We start from the raw sequence: 16,023 nt of genomic DNA, 5'->3' as shown, positions 1-16,023 counted from the left end.
GACCGCTCGGTCGAATCCGACGTCGAGCGTTGCCAAGCTAGTGCTGGTGCGCGAAGGCGGCTTCCGCGGCGGGCAGGGCCGCCGCGCGGTCGGCGGGGACCAGGCCGATGCGGGTGCGGCGGTCGAGCAGATCGTCGGTGTCGAGTGCGCCCTCATGGGTGATGGCGAAGGCGAATTCGGCTGCCGTGACATCGATTCCGGGGGCCACGTATTCGGCGAGGGCAGGGTTCCCGGCGGCCGTAGCCAGCACCGTCACCGCCTCGCTGCCGAAGCGTTCGATCAGCAGCGGCGGGGCGGCGATGCGGTCGCGGGCGGCGCCGGAGACCGCGCCCACCAGGGGAAGTCGCTTGGTGCGGCACGGGCCCGCGGCGAGGTGGCCCGCGGCCACGGCTGCGTCGACCGCGTCCTCGGCCATCTGGCGGTAAGTGGTGAGTTTGCCGCCGACGATGGTGATGACGCCGGTGGGGGAGTGCAGAACCGCGTGCTGGCGGGAGATATCGGCGGTGCTGTTATCGGCCGTCTTCAGCAGCGGGCGCAGCCCGGCGTAGCTGCCGCGAATATCGCTGCGGGTCAACGGCTCTCGGAGTGCGGTATTGATGGTGTCGAGGAGGAAGTCGATTTCGCCTTCGGTGGGCTGGGGTTCGTCGGGGACCGGTCCCGGGGCGTCCTCGTCGGTCAGGCCGAGGTAGACCCGTCCGTGCGCCGCCGGGAACGCGAAGACGAAGCGACTCGTACTCCCCGGCACCGGGACGGTCAGTGATGCGGTGAGCCCGCCGAATGATTCGGCGTCGAAGACCAGGTGGGTGCCGCGGCTCGGTCGCAGTTCGATGCTCGGGTCGACCTGATCGGCCCACACGCCGGTGGCATTGACGACGGTGCGCGACCGGATGGCCATGGTCTCGCCGGTCGAGGTATCGCGGAGGGTGGCCGAATCCCCGGTGACGTCAAGGGCTTCGACGCGGGTGAGGATGGTCGCGCCTTGTGCGGCAGCGGTGCGGGCCAATGCCACCACCAGTCGCGCATCGTCCACCAACTGTCCGTCCCAGGCCTGCAGGCCGCCGCGCAATCCGTCGCGGCGCACGGTCGGCGCCAAGCGCAGCGCTTCGGCGGCGGCGACTCGACGGGAACGGGGCAGTGTCGCGGGCGCGGTGCCCGCACTGCGCCGCAGCACATCGCCAGCGACGAATCCGGCACGGATCAACGCGCGTTGCGCCACACCGATTTCCGGCAGCAGTGGCACCAATTGCGGCAGTGGCCGCACCAGATGCGGCGCCGTGGTGCTGAGCAGAATGCCACGCTCGACGGCACTTTCGTGCGCGATGCCGACCCGCCCGCTGGCCAGATACCGCAGCCCGCCGTGCACCAGCTTCGAACTCCAGCGACTCGTGCCGAACGCCAGGTCGTGCCGCTCCACCAGCACGGTTCGCAGTCCGCGGGCCGCGGCGTCGACGGCCGCGCCGACACCGGTCACGCCGCCGCCGATCACCAGCACATCGATATCGATACCGTCGCCGAGCACCTGTAGCTCACGTGCGCGACGTCCGGCGTTCAGCGCGGAATTCCCATCGGCCGAATTCGCAGTCATCACAATCCCTTTCCGGTGGCGGACGGACCGCCGGTGCGCAGGTGTTCGGTCATTGGAGCGGCTTATCGGTCGTCGCGGGTCCGCCGTCGGGAGCGAGGTAGCCGTCGACCGCGCGGGTCAATTCCGCATCCAATGCCGCTCCCGCCAGCAGCGGCTCGACCGTACCCGCGGACTGCACCGCCGACTGCGCGATCAGCAGCAGCATTGTCGCCATCTGTTCGGGCTCGCCCGCGCGGATGGAGCCGTCCAGGTGGCCCTCGCGGATGCCCGCGGTGAACAGTTCGATCAGTGCGCGTTGATTGCGGCCGAGGCGGCCGAAGACGTAGGTGAGCATCAGGTCGGTATCGGTACGGAAGATCTTGCCGAACAATGGATTCGAGCGAATGGTCGCCGCGCCCCCGACGATGCCCTCGACCATTCGGGCGCGCGCGTCACCCGTGCTCGGCATGGCGGCGGCGACGATCGCGCGCAGTTCGCGCACCAGCAGTTCGGCCACCAGCGATCCGGTATCGGGCCAGCGCCGATAGACGGTCGGCCTGCTGACCCCAGCGCGGCGGGCCACCTCGGTGAGGGTGGTGCGGCGCACCCCGAACTCCTCCACGCAGGCCCGGGCGGCGTCGAGGATCGCGAGATCGGTTGCCGCGAGCGCGTCGTCGGGGGCGGAGTCTGCGGAGGCAGTCATCGGGTGTCACCACCGGGTGTCGGCGGCACCGTCACAGCGGTGCCGGAAGCGGGCGTCTGTTCGTTACTGCTTGACAGTCTATGTCAAACTGTAACGTATGGTCGAGACGCATCAGCACACATCCTCCAGCGAGGCGGCCGCCGCAATCCCGGGCGCGCCGGAGCACGCGGCGAGTATGGTTTGGGACGCCTGGGGCATCCCCGCCGGACACAAGCCGCTCTCGGCTTTGATTCGAACCCTGCTGACGGAGGTATTCGAAGTCTCCGGTGACCCGGTGGCGCGCCGCGATGAGGGCGATGTGCCGCTACGCGAGTCGACGTTGACGCCGACTCAACGGGACGGGTTGGTCGAGGTGGTCGGCGTGGGCAGCATTTCGGTCGACCACCACGATCGTTTGCGGCATGCGGGCGGTAAGAGCACCCCCGATCTGCTGCGCCGCCGCGCCGACGGCCCACAGGACGCACCCGATGCGATCATCTTCCCCGCCGACCATGAGCAGGTGCTCGGCGTGCTGGCCTACTGCGCCGACAATGCCATCGCGGTAGTGCCCTTCGGCGGCGGTACCAGTGTGGTCGGCGGCGTCGACCCGGTTCGCGGTCGCTTCGATACCGTCATCGCACTGGATCTGCGCCGCCTCGACGGTATTTCGGATATCGACCCGATCAGCGGCACCGCCACGCTCGGCGCCGGCCTCACCGGCCCGCTGGCCGAGGAACTCCTTGCCGCCCATGGTCTTTCGCTCGGCCACTTCCCGCAGAGCTTCGAATTCGCCAGCATCGGCGGTTTCGCCGCCACCCGGTCCTCCGGTCAGGCCTCGGCCGGTTACGGCCGCTTCGATGACATGGTGCAGCGGCTCAAGATCGCCACGCCCAGTGGCACCATCGAACTCGGCCGCGCACCCGCATCCGCCGCGGGCCCGGACCTGCGTGAGCTTTTCGTCGGTTCGGAGGGTGCGCTCGGCGTGATCACCGAGGTGACCCTGCGGGTGCATCCCGTACCGGAAACCATTGGCTACCAGGCCTGGTCGTTCCCGGACTTCGAAACCGGCGCCGCCGCACTGCGTTCGGTGGTGCAGGCGGGTGCCGCACCGACCGTGCTTCGGCTGTCCGATGAGGTCGAGACCGGCATCAACCTGGCTCGCTCCGCCGATATCGGTGGCGAGTCGGTTCCGGGTTGTCTGGCCATCACCACGTTCGAGGGCACCGAGGCGCATGTCGCGGCCCGCAGTGCCGAGGCGGGCGCACTGCTCGCGGCGGCGGGTGGGACCGCGCTGGGACAGACCCCGGCTCGGGAATGGGAACACGGCCGTTTCGCCGCACCCTATATGCGCGATGCGCTGCTCGATGTCGGCGTGCTCTGCGAAACCCTGGAGACCGCGACAACCTGGTCGAATCTGGCCGAGCTGAAGGCGAAGGTCACCGCGGCACTGACGGCTTCGCTCGGCGGTCAGGGCACCCCGCCGCTGGTGATGTGTCACATCTCGCACACCTATCCGACCGGTGCCTCGCTGTATTTCACCGTCATCGCCAAGCAGCTCGGCGACCCGATCACCCAGTGGTACATCGCGAAACGGGCCGTCGGCGCCGCGATCGTGGCCGCCGGCGGCACCATCACCCATCACCACGCGGTCGGCACCGACCATCGCCCGTGGATTCCCGAAGAGATCGGCGATCTCGGCGTGCGCATCCTGCGCGCGGTGAAGCGGGAATTGGACCCGGTCGGCATCCTCAACCCTGGAAAGCTGGTCCCGTGATACAGGATTCGTCCCGCCCGGTGCGTGCGGTCACCCTGGTGACCAATCCGCAGTCCGGCGTCGGAAAGGGCGGCGATGTGGCGGCGGCCGCGCTGGCCCGCTTCGCCGCACGCGGTGTCGAGATCACCGAGGTGCGTGCGCCCTCGGCCGCCGAATCGGTACGCCTGGTGCGGGATTCGATCGCGGGCAGCAACAGGCCGGACGCGGTGGTGTGTATCGGCGGTGACGGGTTGATGAACGTGATGCTGGAGGCGCTCGTGCAGACAGGCGTACCGCTCGGCCTGATCCCCGCGGGCACCGGCAATGACCTCGCGCGGGAAATCGGTGTGCCCACCGACGATCCCATCGCGGCCGCGGATCTGGTGCTCGGCGGTCGCACCCGCATCATCGACCTGGGCTTGATCGAATCGCCGACGCCCGGATTCACGCCCAAATGGTTCGCCACCGTCACCGGTACCGGATTCGACGCCCGGGTCACCTTGCGCGCCAACGATATGCGCTGGCCGAGGGGTCCGCTGCGCTACACCGTCGCCGCGCTGGCCGAAATCTCGGGCCGCTTTACCGTGCCCTACCGGATCGAGCTGTCCGGCGTTGTGCCCGGCGCGCTCGACAATCCGGATTCCGACACCGTGATCGAGACCGACGCGGTCATGGTGGCGATCGGCAATACCCGCACCTATGGGGGTGGCATGCTGGTCTGTCCCGATGCGGTGATGGACGACGGTTTCTTGGACCTCACGGTGGTCGGCGCGGTTTCGCGACTGGATATGCTCCGCCTGCTGCCCGCGCTATCGGCCGGTAAGCGGATCGATCATCCGAAATCCAAGCAGTACCGGGTCGCGCAGGTCACGCTCACCGCCTCCGGCGCCCCGGCGACCGCCGACGGTGAGCCCGCCGGCGCGCTCCCGATCACATTGCGCGCGGTGCCCAGCGCACTGACCGTGCTGGTCCCATGATCACGAGAACGACGCCCGCGCTCGTCACGCCGCGAAGCTGACCCGACCCAGCCGGTCGACGGTGGTCCGATCGGCGATCACCATCGACGCGGGCGCTGGCCGCGGGAGATGTCCCGTGCCGATCGCGTGCATGAGGCGGTCCCACCGGCGGCAATGCAGTGTGAAGAAGAACGGATTGATCCGCCGCCCGCGTGCGTGCTGACCGGCGCGCGCCGTACCGGCGGGCACGTCGAGCAGGATGAAGTGCACTTCCCTGCCGTATCGCGCCGCCCACCGGCCGATCAAACGTCTGGCCCACCCGAAAGTGGCGCAATCGTGGATGACGACCGGTCCGGCGCCGTCCCGCAGCGCGGCTCTGATCCCGCGGTAATGCGCGATGTGCACCACCGGCCGCCACAACGGGTACGGCAGCCGACCGAGCCTGCGCCGCCAGCGATTTCGCGAATGGTTCGAGTCGAGTACCACCGAATCCGCTGGCCCGCGCGGCGGTCGCTCTGCATCGGCCGCGGCGCCGAAGAACAGCCGCAACGCCGTACTCTTACCTGCCCCCGGCACTCCGGCCACTACCAATGCCGCCGTCGCGGGATACCGCAACTCCTCGATGGTGCGTCCGCGCAGATCGTGTACGGAGTTCGGTGCGAAGACCCGCATCTCGGGTGGTCGCGGTTGTGAACCCGGATGGGGCGAATCGAACTTAGGGTCCACCTGTTCCAGGCTCCTCAGCCGACGCCGACGCCACAACCGGGAAAACCCTGATTTTCTCGCTGTGTATTTCCTGAGCGGAGTGGGCGGGCGAGGCTCGGTTCCGCCGCGCGGTGTCCGCCTTGCCATAAGGCCGCTGCCTGCGCGTTCAATGGCGACCTCGAATCGGCGGAGGCGCCAGTCGCGTCGCCCGCGCATGGCAAGCGTGATGAAGCTGAGAATTACTTGTGGATTCGGAGCTCGGGCCGTTTTGGGCGGTAAGCTCTCCAGGTGTAGGCGGAGTGTTCGGTGTCCCTCATCCACCGAAGACTCCGCCTTTTTCTGTGCGCTGGCCCTTTTAGGAGCTCAGCGGGCACCACCACTAGAATGCCGGGGTGACCAGCGCAGCCTCTGACAACCCGCGTAATCGTGCCGATGCCCTCCCCAAGAGCTGGAACCCCAGCGAGGTGGAGGCCGAGATGTACGAGCGCTGGGTAGCGGCTGGCTACTTCGGCGCCGACACCGCCAGCGCCAAGCCCGGCTACTCCATAGTGCTGCCGCCGCCGAACGTCACCGGCAGCCTGCACATGGGCCATGCGCTCGACCACACCCTGATGGACACCCTCTCGCGCCGCAAGCGCATGCAGGGCTATGAGGTGCTGTGGCTGCCCGGTATGGACCACGCGGGCATCGCCACCCAGACCATTGTGGAAAAGCAGCTCGCGGTGGACGGCAAGACCAAGGAAGACTTCGGCCGCGAACTGTTCATCGATAAGGTCTGGGACTGGAAGCGCGAATCCGGCGGCTCGATCCAGTGGCAGATGCGCGCGCTCGGCGACGGCGTCGACTGGAGCCGTGACCGGTTCACCATGGACGATGGGCTCTCGCGCGCCGTGCAGACCATCTTCAAGCGGCTGTATGACGCTGGCCTGATCTACCGCGCCGAGCGCCTGGTCAACTGGTCGCCGGAACTGCGCACCGCCATCTCCGATATCGAGGTCAAATTCGAGGATGTCGAAGGCGAACTGGTTTCACTGCGCTATGGCTCGCTCGACGATGATGAGCCCCATGTGATCGTGGCCACCACCCGGGTGGAGACGATGCTCGGCGATACCGCGGTCGCGGTGCATCCGGAGGATCCGCGCTATAAGGATCTGATCGGCACCACCCTCGAGCATCCGATCACCGGACGTCAGATCCCGATCATCGCCGACGATTACGTCGATCCCGAATTCGGCACCGGTGCGGTGAAGATCACTCCCGCACACGACCCCAACGACTTCGAGATGGGCCTGCGGCACAACCTGCCCATGCCGAACATCATGGACGAGCGCGGCCGGATCACCGGCACCGGAACCGAATTCGATGGTTTGGACCGGTTCGAGGCGCGGGTCAAGGTGCGCGAGCGGCTCGCCAGCGAAGGCCGGATCGCCGCCGAGAAGCGGCCCTACCTGCACAGCGTCGGACATTCCGAGCGCAGCGGCGAGGCGATCGAGCCGCGGCTTTCGATGCAGTGGTGGGTCAAGGTGGAATCGCTGGCCAAGGCGGCCGGTGACGCGGTTCGCAACGGCGACACCGTGATCCACCCGACCAGCCAGGAGCCGCGCTGGTTCGAATGGGTCGACAATATGCACGACTGGTGCATCTCCCGGCAGCTGTGGTGGGGCCACCGCATCCCGATCTGGTACGGCCCCGAGGGCGAGGTCGTCTGCGTCGGTCCGGATGAGACCGCGCCCGAGGGCTGGGTGCAGGATCCGGACGTGCTCGACACCTGGTTCTCCTCCGGCCTGTGGCCGTTCTCCACCATGGGCTGGCCGGACTCCACCGAGGAACTCCAGAAGTTCTATCCCACAAGCGTTCTCGTCACCGGCTACGACATCCTGTTCTTCTGGGTGGCCCGGATGATGATGTTCGGCACCTTCGTCTCCGACGATCACGTGCTCACCGCGGGCAAGGGCGGCGCGAAGCAGGTGCCGTTCAAGGATGTGTTCCTGCACGGCCTGATTCGCGACCAGTACGGCAAGAAGATGTCGAAGTCGCGCGGCAACGGTATCGACCCGCTGGACTGGATCAACGCCTACGGCGCGGACGCGCTGCGCTTCACCCTGGCGCGCGGCGCGCAGCCCGGCGGTGACCTCTCGGTCGGCGAATCGCACGCACTCGCCTCGCGCAGCTTCGTGACAAAGCTGTTCAACGCCACCAAGTTCGCGCTCATGAACGGTGCGAAGCCGGGCGTGCTGCCCGACCGCACCGAACTCACCGACGCCGATCGCTGGATCGTCGACCGGCTCGAACAGGTTCGCGCCGAGGTGGATTCGGCCTTCGACGCCTACGAGTTCGGTAAGGCCTGCGAGGCGCTGTACCACTTCGCCTGGGATGAACTGTGCGACTGGTACCTCGAGCTGTCCAAGGTGCAGTTCGCGGGCGACGGTGCGCGGGCCGAGTCGACCAGCATCGTGCTCGGCAATGTGCTCGACTCGGTGTTGCGGCTGTTGCACCCGGTCATCCCGTTCGTCACCGAAGCGCTGTGGCGGGCACTGACCGGCGGCGAATCGGTTGTCATCGCCACGTGGCCGGCCGCCACCGGTGTGGCCGCGGATGCGGCCGCCGCGCAACGGGTTTCGGACGGACAGCGGTTGATCACCGAGATCCGCCGCTTCCGCAGTGACCAGGGGCTGGCCGATAAGCAGAAGGTGGCGGCCAAGCTGATCGGTCTGGACGCCGCTGGCCTCACCGAACTGCACGATTCGGTGGCCAACCTGGCCCGGCTCACCGAGCCCGGCGCCGATTTCGCCGCGACGGCCTCGGTCGAGGTCCGGCTGAGCGGGGCCACCGTGACGGTGGAACTCGACACCTCCGGCGCGGTCGACCTGGATGCCGAACGCCGTCGTCTGGAGAAGGATCTCGCCGCGGCCGAGAAGGAACTGGCGACCACCGCGGCCAAACTCGGTAACGAGGCCTTCCTGGCCAAGGCGCCGGATCAGGTGGTCGACAAGATCAAGGGACGTCGCGATGTCGCCGAGACCGAGGTGGCCCGCATCGGTGCCCGGCTCGCGGAACTGGGTGGCAAGTGAACGACGAACCGGAGCGGCAGTACGCGGACGACGAGCACCCCAAGGCTCGCCTCGGCTCCGGGCCGTCGCCGGTGGATCTGGCCGAAATGGCATTGGTCGAGGCGGAATTGGACCAGCGCTGGCCGGAGACCAAGATCGAGCCGTCGCTGACCCGCATCGCCACGCTGATGGATCTGCTCGGCTCACCGCAGCAGAGCTATCCGGCCATCCACATCGCGGGCACCAACGGCAAGACCTCGGTGACCCGCATGATCGATGCGCTGCTCACCGCGCTGCACCGGCGCACCGGCCGGATCACCAGCCCGCATCTGCAGTTGGCCACCGAGCGGATCAGCATCGATAACGTGCCGATCACCCCGGCCAAGTACGTCGAGACCTACCGCGAACTGCTGCCGTATGTCGAGATGATCGACAAGCAGTCCGCCGCCGCCGACGGTCCGGCCATGAGCAAATTCGAGGTGCTCACCGGTATGGCCTATGCCGCCTTCGCGGAGGCGCCGGTGGATGTGGCGGTCGTCGAGACGGGGATGGGCGGCCGCTGGGACGCGACCAATGTCATCGACGGACAGGTCGCGGTGATCACCCCGATCGGCCTGGACCACACCGACTACCTCGGCGACGATCTCGCCTCGATCGCGGCGGAGAAGGCCGGAATCATCAAACGCGCGCCCGAGAGCCTGGTTCCGCGCGATACCGTCGTCATCATCGCCGAGCAGGCGCCGGAGGCCATGGAGGTGCTGCTGCGCCGGGCCGTCGAGGTCGACGCCGCGGTGGCGCGTGAGGGCTCGGAGTTCCGGGTGCTGGCCCGCCAGATCGCGGTCGGCGGCCAGCAGCTGGAATTGCAGGGCCTCGGTGGTGTCTACGACGAGATCTTCCTGCCGCTGCACGGTGAGCACCAAGCGCGCAATGCGGTGCTCGCACTGGCGGCGGTGGAGGCGTTCTTCGGTGCGGGTGCCGAGCGGCAGCTCGATATCACCGCCGTCCGTGCGGGTTTCGCCAGCGTCACCAGTCCGGGCCGGATGGAGCGCATGCGCAACGCCCCGACCATCTTCATCGACGCCGCGCACAATCCGGCGGGTGCGCAGGCGCTGGCCGCGACGCTGACCGCGGAATTCGATTTCCGCAAGCTGGTCGGCGTCGTCGCCGTGCTCGGCGACAAGGATGCGGCGGGCATTCTGGAGGCGCTGGAGCCGGTGCTGGACGAGATCGTGGTCACCAGCAATGGCTCGCCGCGCGCCATGGATATCGAGCGCCTCGCCGACCTCGCCGTACAGCGCTTCGGCGATGAGCGGGTGGTTACCGCCGAAACCCTGCCCGACGCGCTGGAAACGGCCATCGCCATTGCCGAGGAGGTCGGCGATGCGGGCGAAATGGTCTCGGGCGCGGGTGTGGTGGTGACCGGATCGGTGGTCACGGCGGGCGCGGCGCGCGCCCTGTTCGGGAAGAGCCCGGCATGAGCATCAGGCCCGGAGGAGGCAGCGCGCGTAACCACGCAGGGCCCCGCGAATGCCGCGATGAACACAGCATGAGCATCAGGCCCGGAGGAGGCAGCGCGCGTAACCACGCAGGGCCCCGCGAATGCCGCGATGAGCACAGCGTGGGCGTCGGGCCGGGGTCCGGATGGGGCAGCATGGGTGAGAACGTGGGGCCCGTGAATGCCGAGAAGGAGACAGCGTGAGCGAGACAACCGGCGACGCCGCCGAGCCCGAGGGGACCGACGGCGCACCGCAGGTCCCACCGCCCGCCACCGATCCGTGGAAGGGGCTGCGCGGTGTCATGGCGGGCACCTTGATCCTCGAGGCGATCACGGTGCTGCTCGCACTGCCCGTCGTGGCGTCCGTCGGCGGGGGAGTCGGCTGGTTCTCGGGCAGCTACCTCGTGATCCTCGCCCTGGTGATGATCGTCGGCGCCGGACTCCAACGCCGCCCGTGGGCCATCCCGTTCAACCTGGCCCTGCAGGTGCTGCTGATCCTCGGCGTCTTCGTCCATCTGTCGATCGGCGTCATGGGCGTCTTCTTCGCCGTGGTGTGGGGCTTCATCCTGGTCCTGCGTGCCGACGTCAAGCGCCGAATGGAACTCGGTCTGCTCCCCAGCCAGCGCATCGAAGGCTCTTCGTAGCTCCGGTTCGGTGACCGGGGGTAGTGCCCATTAGGCTGTGCGCCGTGACTGAGCAGACGTTGGTACTCATCAAACCGGACGGTGTGGCCCGTGGCCTCGTCGGTGAGGTGCTGGCCCGGATCGAGCGCAAGGGGCTGAAGATCGCCGCCCTGGAGCTGAAGCAGGTATCCGAAGCGGTGGCGCGTGGCCACTACGCCGAGCACGCCGAGAAGCCGTTCTTCGGCTCCTTGATCGAGTTCATCACCTCCGGCCCGGTCGTCGCGGCCATCCTGGAGGGCCCGCGCGCCATTGCCGCGTTCCGTCAGATCGCCGGCGGCACCGATCCGGTCGAGAAGGCCGTCCCGGGCAGCATTCGCGGTGACTTCGCGCTGGAGACCCAGGAGAACCTGGTGCACGGCTCGGATTCGCCGGAATCGGCCAAGCGGGAAATCGCGCTCTGGTTCCCGGAGTTCCCGGCCTGATCCAGAGCTACGCGTGAGCTGCGCGAACTGAGGGCACAGCCGGCGTCGCCGCGCGACAGAGCCGAGCGCAGCGAGGTGTAGTCGTGCGGCGATGGCAAGGCGTCGCCGCACTGTGTGGGATACTGGCATTGGTTACCGACGATGCCGACTGTTCGCGCAGGTACGCGAACGATCGGTGCCGGATGGTAACCGGATGACACTGCGGTTCGATGCCGATCATCGCTGCCACGAACAACTGGCCCGTTGCTGGGACCGGAGGTTCGCGTCGGCACGCTGGATGAGCGCTCGCACCGTGGAGTTCAGCCAATAGCCAGGCGCCGCGTGACCAGTTAGCCCGACCGACGAACAAAACATGGTGTTAACCGGGCATGCGGGGCGAGACCACTTGACCTTGCGCCAACCGCGTGAGGTGAACGGACAGTGCCCCCGCGTCGGCCGCGTCACTCCTGCCAGGAGGGACGCGCCCGGGGACCCGAGGAGACTTCGTGGCCGATCAAGAGCCGCTGGAAACAACATCACAGGATGCCGAACAATTGCCGGAGCGAATCCGAGTTCACGCGCTTGCCAAGCGGCTGGGGGTAACCAGCAAACGTATCCTGGCCAAGCTCGCCGAGTTGGGTGCCGATGCGCGTAGTGCGCAGTCGAACGTCGATCGAGCGGTAGCGGAATCGGTCCGCGAGGCGCTCGTCACCGTCGAGCCGGACGCCGAGGCGTCGCCGGACGCCGAGGCGTCGCCGCCGGATGCCGAGGTCGCGCCGGACCAACAGCCGGCTCCCGAGGAGCCCGGCCTCATCTTTTCCGCCTCGGACCAGGCGGTAGACCAGTCCGGATCGCTGCCATCGGGGGAGCAGCCCGCGGCGCACCAGCCGTCGGTGCAGTTGTTCACCCATTCGGTTCCGCAGCAGCCGCACGTCGCGACGCCGGTCGTCTTCGAGGCCGCCGCCGCGGTCTCCGCGCCGCTGTTCCTGCCGCCGGACGCCCAGGCGGCCGAAGAGGCGCGTAGACAGCGTCGGGCCGAGCGGGAGACCCGCCGGGCCGAGGAGCCGGTGGTCGAGGACGAGGTCGAGACCATCGAGGACGAACAGGAATCGACCGAACAGCAGGGCGATGCGGACCAGCCGCGGCGTCGGCGTCGCGGCCGTCGCGGCCGCGGTCGTGGTCGCGGTGAACAGCACAGCGAATCCGATACCGAAGGTGACGAGAGCGACGTCACCGAGGAGAGCACCGAGGACGAGCAGCCCGCCGCGCGCAAGACCGAGGCCGAGCCCACCGAAACCGCCGAGGACACCGAGGGCGAGGACGAGGAAGCCGGTCTGCCGGAGGGTTCGAGCCGCCGTCGCCGTCGCCGTCGGCGCCGCAAGGTGGCCGGCGAGGGCGCCGAGGCCGAGGTCGGTTCCGAGGACGATCCGCCCAACACCGTGGTGCACGAGCGCGAGCCGCGCAATAAGAGCCGCAGCCGCGCCACGGTCGACGAGGTGCAGGGCATCACCGGCTCCACCCGGCTCGAGGCCAAGCGGCAGCGTCGGCGCGACGGTCGCGAGGCCGGTCGCCGCCGCCCGCCGATCCTGACCGAGTCGGAGTTCCTGGCTCGCCGCGAGGCGGTGGACCGGGTGATGGTGGTGCGCGAGAAGACCTTCTCCGATCACCCGACCGCCACCCAGGTCGCGGTGCTCGAGGACAGCATCCTGGTCGAGCACTTCGTCACCAATACCGGCTCCGCGTCGATGGTCGGCAATGTCTACCTCGGCAAGGTGCAGAACGTACTGCCCTCGATGGAGGCCGCGTTCGTCGATATCGGCCGTGGCCGCAACGGCGTGCTCTACGCCGGTGAGGTGAACTGGGAGGCCGCCGGTCTCGGCGGTAAGGAGCGCAAGATCGAGCAGGCGCTCAAGCCGGGCGATCAGGTGCTGGTCCAGGTGAGCAAGGATCCGGTCGGGCACAAGGGTGCGCGGCTGACCACCCAGATCAGCCTGGCCGGACGCTTCCTGGTGTACGTGCCGGGTGGTTCGTCCACCGGCATCAGCCGCAAGCTGCCCGATACCGAGCGCAAGCGGCTCAAGGAGATCCTGCGCGATATCGTGCCCGCCGACGCCGGGGTGATCATCCGCACCGCATCGGAGGGTGTCAGCGAGGCCGAGCTGGCCCGCGACGTGGAGCGGCTACAAGCGACGTGGCGCACCATCGAGAAGGCCTCCGAGGCCAAGGACAGCGGCTCGCCCAAGACGCTGTACGAAGAGCCGGACCTGCTGGTCAAGGTCATCCGCGACCTGTTCAACGAGGACTTCTCCAAGCTGGTCATCGAGGGTGAGCGGTCCTGGAGCACCGTCGAGAGCTACATCCGCACGGTCGCACCCGACATGCTGGCCAGGGTCTCCCGGCACGAGAACAACGGTGTCGACGTATTCGAGACCTACCGGATCGATGAACAACTCGCCAAGGCGCTCGATCGCAAGGTGTGGCTGCCCTCGGGCGGCACCCTGGTGATCGACCGGACCGAGGCGATGACGGTCATCGACGTCAACACCGGCAAGTTCACCGGTGCGGGCGGCAGCAACCTGGAAGAGACGGTCACCCGCAACAATCTGGAGGCGGCCGAGGAGATCGTGCGCCAGATGCGGCTGCGCGATATCGGCGGCATGATCGTCGTCGACTTCATCGACATGGTGCTGGAGTCGAACCGGGATCTGGTGCTGCGGCGGCTGACCGAGGCATTGGGCCGCGACCGCACCCGCCATCAGGTCTCCGAGGTGACCTCGCTGGGCCTGGTGCAGATGACCCGCAAGAAGCTGGGCACCGGTCTGGTCGAAGCGTTCTCGTCGACCTGTGAGCATTGCCATGGCCGGGGCATCGTCGTGCACACCTATCCGGTGGAGCTCACCGCGACCGAGGATGCCGCGCGTGGTGGCCGGGAGACCGGATCGCGGCGGCGTCGTGGCCGGGACAAGAGTGCGGCGGCCACTGCGCCTGCCGCTGCCAGCAATGGCACCGGACCTGTCGCGGAGGCGGACGAGGCGGAGATCGCGGTCAAGCGGGCGCATCCGGTCGCGCTGGCAATGGCGGCACATCAGTCCGAGGAGGCCGCGCACGGCGAGGAGTCCGAGGCACCGGGTGAGGTCGCCGCGGCCGAAACCGTTGCGGCCGAGGCTGTCGCGACTGAGGCGGTTGTGACCGAAGCCGCTGCCGACGCTGTCTCGGCTGCTGGCGTGGTCGAGGAAGTCGTGGTCGACGAAGCCGTTGCGGCGCTGGCCGAGGAAGTCGCGGAAGCGGTAGCCGAGGAGGTTGCCGAAGCGTTGGCGGAGGAAGGCGCCAAGGCAGCGCCCGAGGAAGTCGTGGCCGCTGAGCCGGTTGTCGAGCCCGTCGCTACCACCGAGGCAGCGGCGCCCGTCGCGGTCACCGAGCCCGCGGCCGAGCAGGCTGTGACTGCAGCGGCATCCGCCGTCTCGGCCAACGGTGCGCCGGAACCGGCTGCGCCCCGTTCGGCCGGCCGCAGGCGCCGCGTGGCGCGTTCGGCTGCCGCACCGGCCGCGGATAGTGCGGGCGCGGTGTTCGTGCTGCCGACGGCTGATCAGGCATCCGCAACGCCCGTGGTGGATTACACGGCGGATGTGCCGGTCGTGGTGCCGACGCGCAAGCCGCGTCGCCGGGCCGTCGGTCGTCCCGCCGGACCGCCGGTGGACGACGCGAACTGATCGCACGATCGGATCCGAGCTCGGGACCCCCGCCGCACTTCGCGACGGGGGTCTCGTCGTCCGTCGGCCGAGTCCGACCGGCGGCGGGACCGTGACCTGGTGTGGGGCACCGGTTTGGTCGGCGTGGTATCCGTCCTGTAATCTTGGACAGTCGCTGCCCGGCGACAGCGCTCATCTGCGCTGTGTTCGTGACTCGGCTCGAAGCCGAGAGCCATCAGGTTGCTGAGGCGGCGGTGACTACCAGACCAGAGTGCTGTGGTTTCCAAGCGGAGTCATCCGGGCGGGAACACGCAGCCGCGCGAGCACGAGCCGCGCGCATGACAGGAAGAAGGGCAGCCGACCGATGGCAACGTACGCGATCGTCAAGACCGGCGGAAAGCAGTACAAGGTCGCGGTCGGTGACCTGGTGAAGGTCGAGAAGATCGAGGGTGCGCCGGGTTCGTCCGTGGCGCTGGCCCCGGTTCTCGTGGTGAACGGCGCCGAGCTGACCACCGATGCGGACAAGCTGGCCAAGGTCTCCGTGGCCGCTGAGGTCGTCGAGCACACCAAGGGCCCGAAGATCCGCATCCACAAGTTCAAGAACAAGACCGGCTACCACAAGCGTCAGGGTCACCGTCAGCCGCTGACGGTCCTCAAGGTCACCGGCATCAAGTAAGCCTCCGCGCTTTCTCGAATTACTTCACAGGAGTTCAGAAATGGCACATAAGAAGGGTGCATCCAGCTCGCGCAATGGTCGCGACTCGAATGCCCAGCGACTCGGCGTCAAGCGTTTCGGTGGCCAGACCGTTTCGGCGGGCGAGATCCTGGTTCGCCAGCGCGGCACGCACTTCCACCCCGGCGTGCTCGTCGGCCGTGGCGGCGACGACACCCTGTTCGCCTTGGCCGCGGGCAAGGTCGAATTCGGCACCAAGCGTGGCCGCAAGACCGTGAACATCGTTGTCCAGGAGCCGGTCGAGGCCTGAGCGCCTTAAGCCACTCCGGAAACAGCTGAGCGGGTCAGGGTGCATTCCCTGGCCCGCTTTTC

General features: G+C 68.2%; 12 protein-coding genes. 9 read left to right on the top strand and 3 right to left on the bottom strand.

Features of this window, described 5'->3' with window-relative positions; translation table 11 throughout:
• Window positions 1–37 precede the first annotated feature (37 nt).
• A complete protein-coding gene (locus ACQP2D_RS34820; protein WP_433680177.1) occupies window positions 38–1,585 on the bottom strand; it encodes a glycerol-3-phosphate dehydrogenase/oxidase in 1,548 nt (515 codons plus the stop codon).
• Window positions 1,586–1,634: 49 nt separating this feature from the next.
• On the bottom strand, window positions 1,635–2,267 hold the full coding sequence (locus tag ACQP2D_RS34815; protein WP_433680176.1) for a TetR/AcrR family transcriptional regulator: 633 nt from the start codon (window positions 2,265–2,267) through the stop codon (window positions 1,635–1,637).
• 175 nt (window positions 2,268–2,442) lie between these two features.
• Between ACQP2D_RS34815 and ACQP2D_RS34810 the strand changes: the two genes are divergently transcribed.
• Window positions 2,443–4,020: an FAD-binding oxidoreductase gene (locus tag ACQP2D_RS34810; RefSeq protein ID WP_433685854.1), complete on the top strand. Its 1,578-nt coding sequence runs from the start codon at window positions 2,443–2,445 to the stop codon at window positions 4,018–4,020.
• Entirely contained in the window at window positions 4,017–4,976 is a 960-nt protein-coding gene (locus ACQP2D_RS34805; RefSeq protein ID WP_433680175.1) for a diacylglycerol kinase family protein, read from the top strand. Before ACQP2D_RS34810 ends, ACQP2D_RS34805 begins: the two co-directional genes overlap by 4 nt.
• A gap of 24 nt (window positions 4,977–5,000) precedes the next feature.
• Here the strand turns inward: ACQP2D_RS34805 and ACQP2D_RS34800 are convergent, their stop codons facing one another.
• Window positions 5,001–5,681 carry an AAA family ATPase gene (locus ACQP2D_RS34800; protein WP_433680174.1) on the bottom strand — a complete coding sequence of 227 codons (681 nt, stop codon included), beginning with the start codon at window positions 5,679–5,681 and terminating at the stop codon, window positions 5,001–5,003.
• Window positions 5,682–6,052: 371 nt separating this feature from the next.
• Here ACQP2D_RS34800 and ACQP2D_RS34795 point away from each other — a divergent pair, with 371 nt between their 5' ends.
• The 7 genes from ACQP2D_RS34795 (at window position 6,053) to rpmA (ending at window position 15,961) form a co-directional block, all read left to right on the top strand.
• Entirely contained in the window at window positions 6,053–8,731 is a 2,679-nt protein-coding gene (locus ACQP2D_RS34795; protein ID WP_433680173.1) for a valine--tRNA ligase, read from the top strand.
• Window positions 8,728–10,188, top strand: coding sequence for a bifunctional tetrahydrofolate synthase/dihydrofolate synthase (gene folC / locus ACQP2D_RS34790; protein ID WP_433680172.1), 1,461 nt, complete (start codon window positions 8,728–8,730; stop codon window positions 10,186–10,188). The genes ACQP2D_RS34795 and folC overlap by 4 nt, the downstream gene beginning before the upstream one ends.
• Window positions 10,189–10,507: 319 nt before the next feature.
• Window positions 10,508–10,849 carry a DUF4233 domain-containing protein gene (locus ACQP2D_RS34785; RefSeq protein ID WP_433685853.1) on the top strand — a complete coding sequence of 114 codons (342 nt, stop codon included), beginning with the start codon at window positions 10,508–10,510 and terminating at the stop codon, window positions 10,847–10,849.
• A 44-nt stretch (window positions 10,850–10,893) separates the two neighbouring features.
• Window positions 10,894–11,310, top strand: a complete 417-nt coding sequence (gene ndk / locus ACQP2D_RS34780; protein WP_433680171.1) for a nucleoside-diphosphate kinase — start codon at window positions 10,894–10,896, stop codon at window positions 11,308–11,310.
• A 485-nt stretch (window positions 11,311–11,795) separates the two neighbouring features.
• Window positions 11,796–14,999 carry a translation initiation factor IF-2 N-terminal domain-containing protein gene (locus ACQP2D_RS34775; RefSeq protein ID WP_433680170.1) on the top strand — a complete coding sequence of 1,068 codons (3,204 nt, stop codon included), beginning with the start codon at window positions 11,796–11,798 and terminating at the stop codon, window positions 14,997–14,999.
• A gap of 343 nt (window positions 15,000–15,342) precedes the next feature.
• Window positions 15,343–15,654 (top strand): 50S ribosomal protein L21, encoded by a 312-nt coding sequence (gene rplU / locus ACQP2D_RS34770; RefSeq protein ID WP_040687720.1) that lies wholly within the window; start codon window positions 15,343–15,345, stop codon window positions 15,652–15,654.
• A 40-nt stretch (window positions 15,655–15,694) separates the two neighbouring features.
• Window positions 15,695–15,961 (top strand): 50S ribosomal protein L27, encoded by a 267-nt coding sequence (gene rpmA, locus ACQP2D_RS34765; RefSeq protein WP_062992747.1) that lies wholly within the window; start codon window positions 15,695–15,697, stop codon window positions 15,959–15,961.
• The last annotated feature ends 62 nt before the right edge of the window (window positions 15,962–16,023 follow it).

Origin of the sequence: Nocardia sp. CA-119907, assembly GCF_050955995.1 — a bacterium.
GTDB lineage: Bacteria > Actinomycetota > Actinomycetes > Mycobacteriales > Mycobacteriaceae > Nocardia.
This window is presented reverse-complemented; position numbering and strand designations above follow the sequence as displayed.

Excerpts from the sequence above, each read along its gene's own strand:
- rplU (WP_040687720.1), top strand. The coding sequence starts at position 15,343 with ATGGCAACGTACGCGATCGTCAAGACCGGCGGAAAGCAGTACAAGGTC.
- ACQP2D_RS34810 (WP_433685854.1), top strand. The coding sequence starts at position 2,443 with ATGGTTTGGGACGCCTGGGGCATCCCCGCCGGACACAAGCCGCTCTCG.
- ACQP2D_RS34820 (WP_433680177.1), bottom strand. The coding sequence starts at position 1,585 with ATGACTGCGAATTCGGCCGATGGGAATTCCGCGCTGAACGCCGGACGT.
- ACQP2D_RS34785 (WP_433685853.1), top strand. The coding sequence starts at position 10,508 with ATGGCGGGCACCTTGATCCTCGAGGCGATCACGGTGCTGCTCGCACTG.
- ACQP2D_RS34815 (WP_433680176.1), bottom strand. The coding sequence starts at position 2,267 with ATGACTGCCTCCGCAGACTCCGCCCCCGACGACGCGCTCGCGGCAACC.
- rpmA (WP_062992747.1), top strand. The coding sequence starts at position 15,695 with ATGGCACATAAGAAGGGTGCATCCAGCTCGCGCAATGGTCGCGACTCG.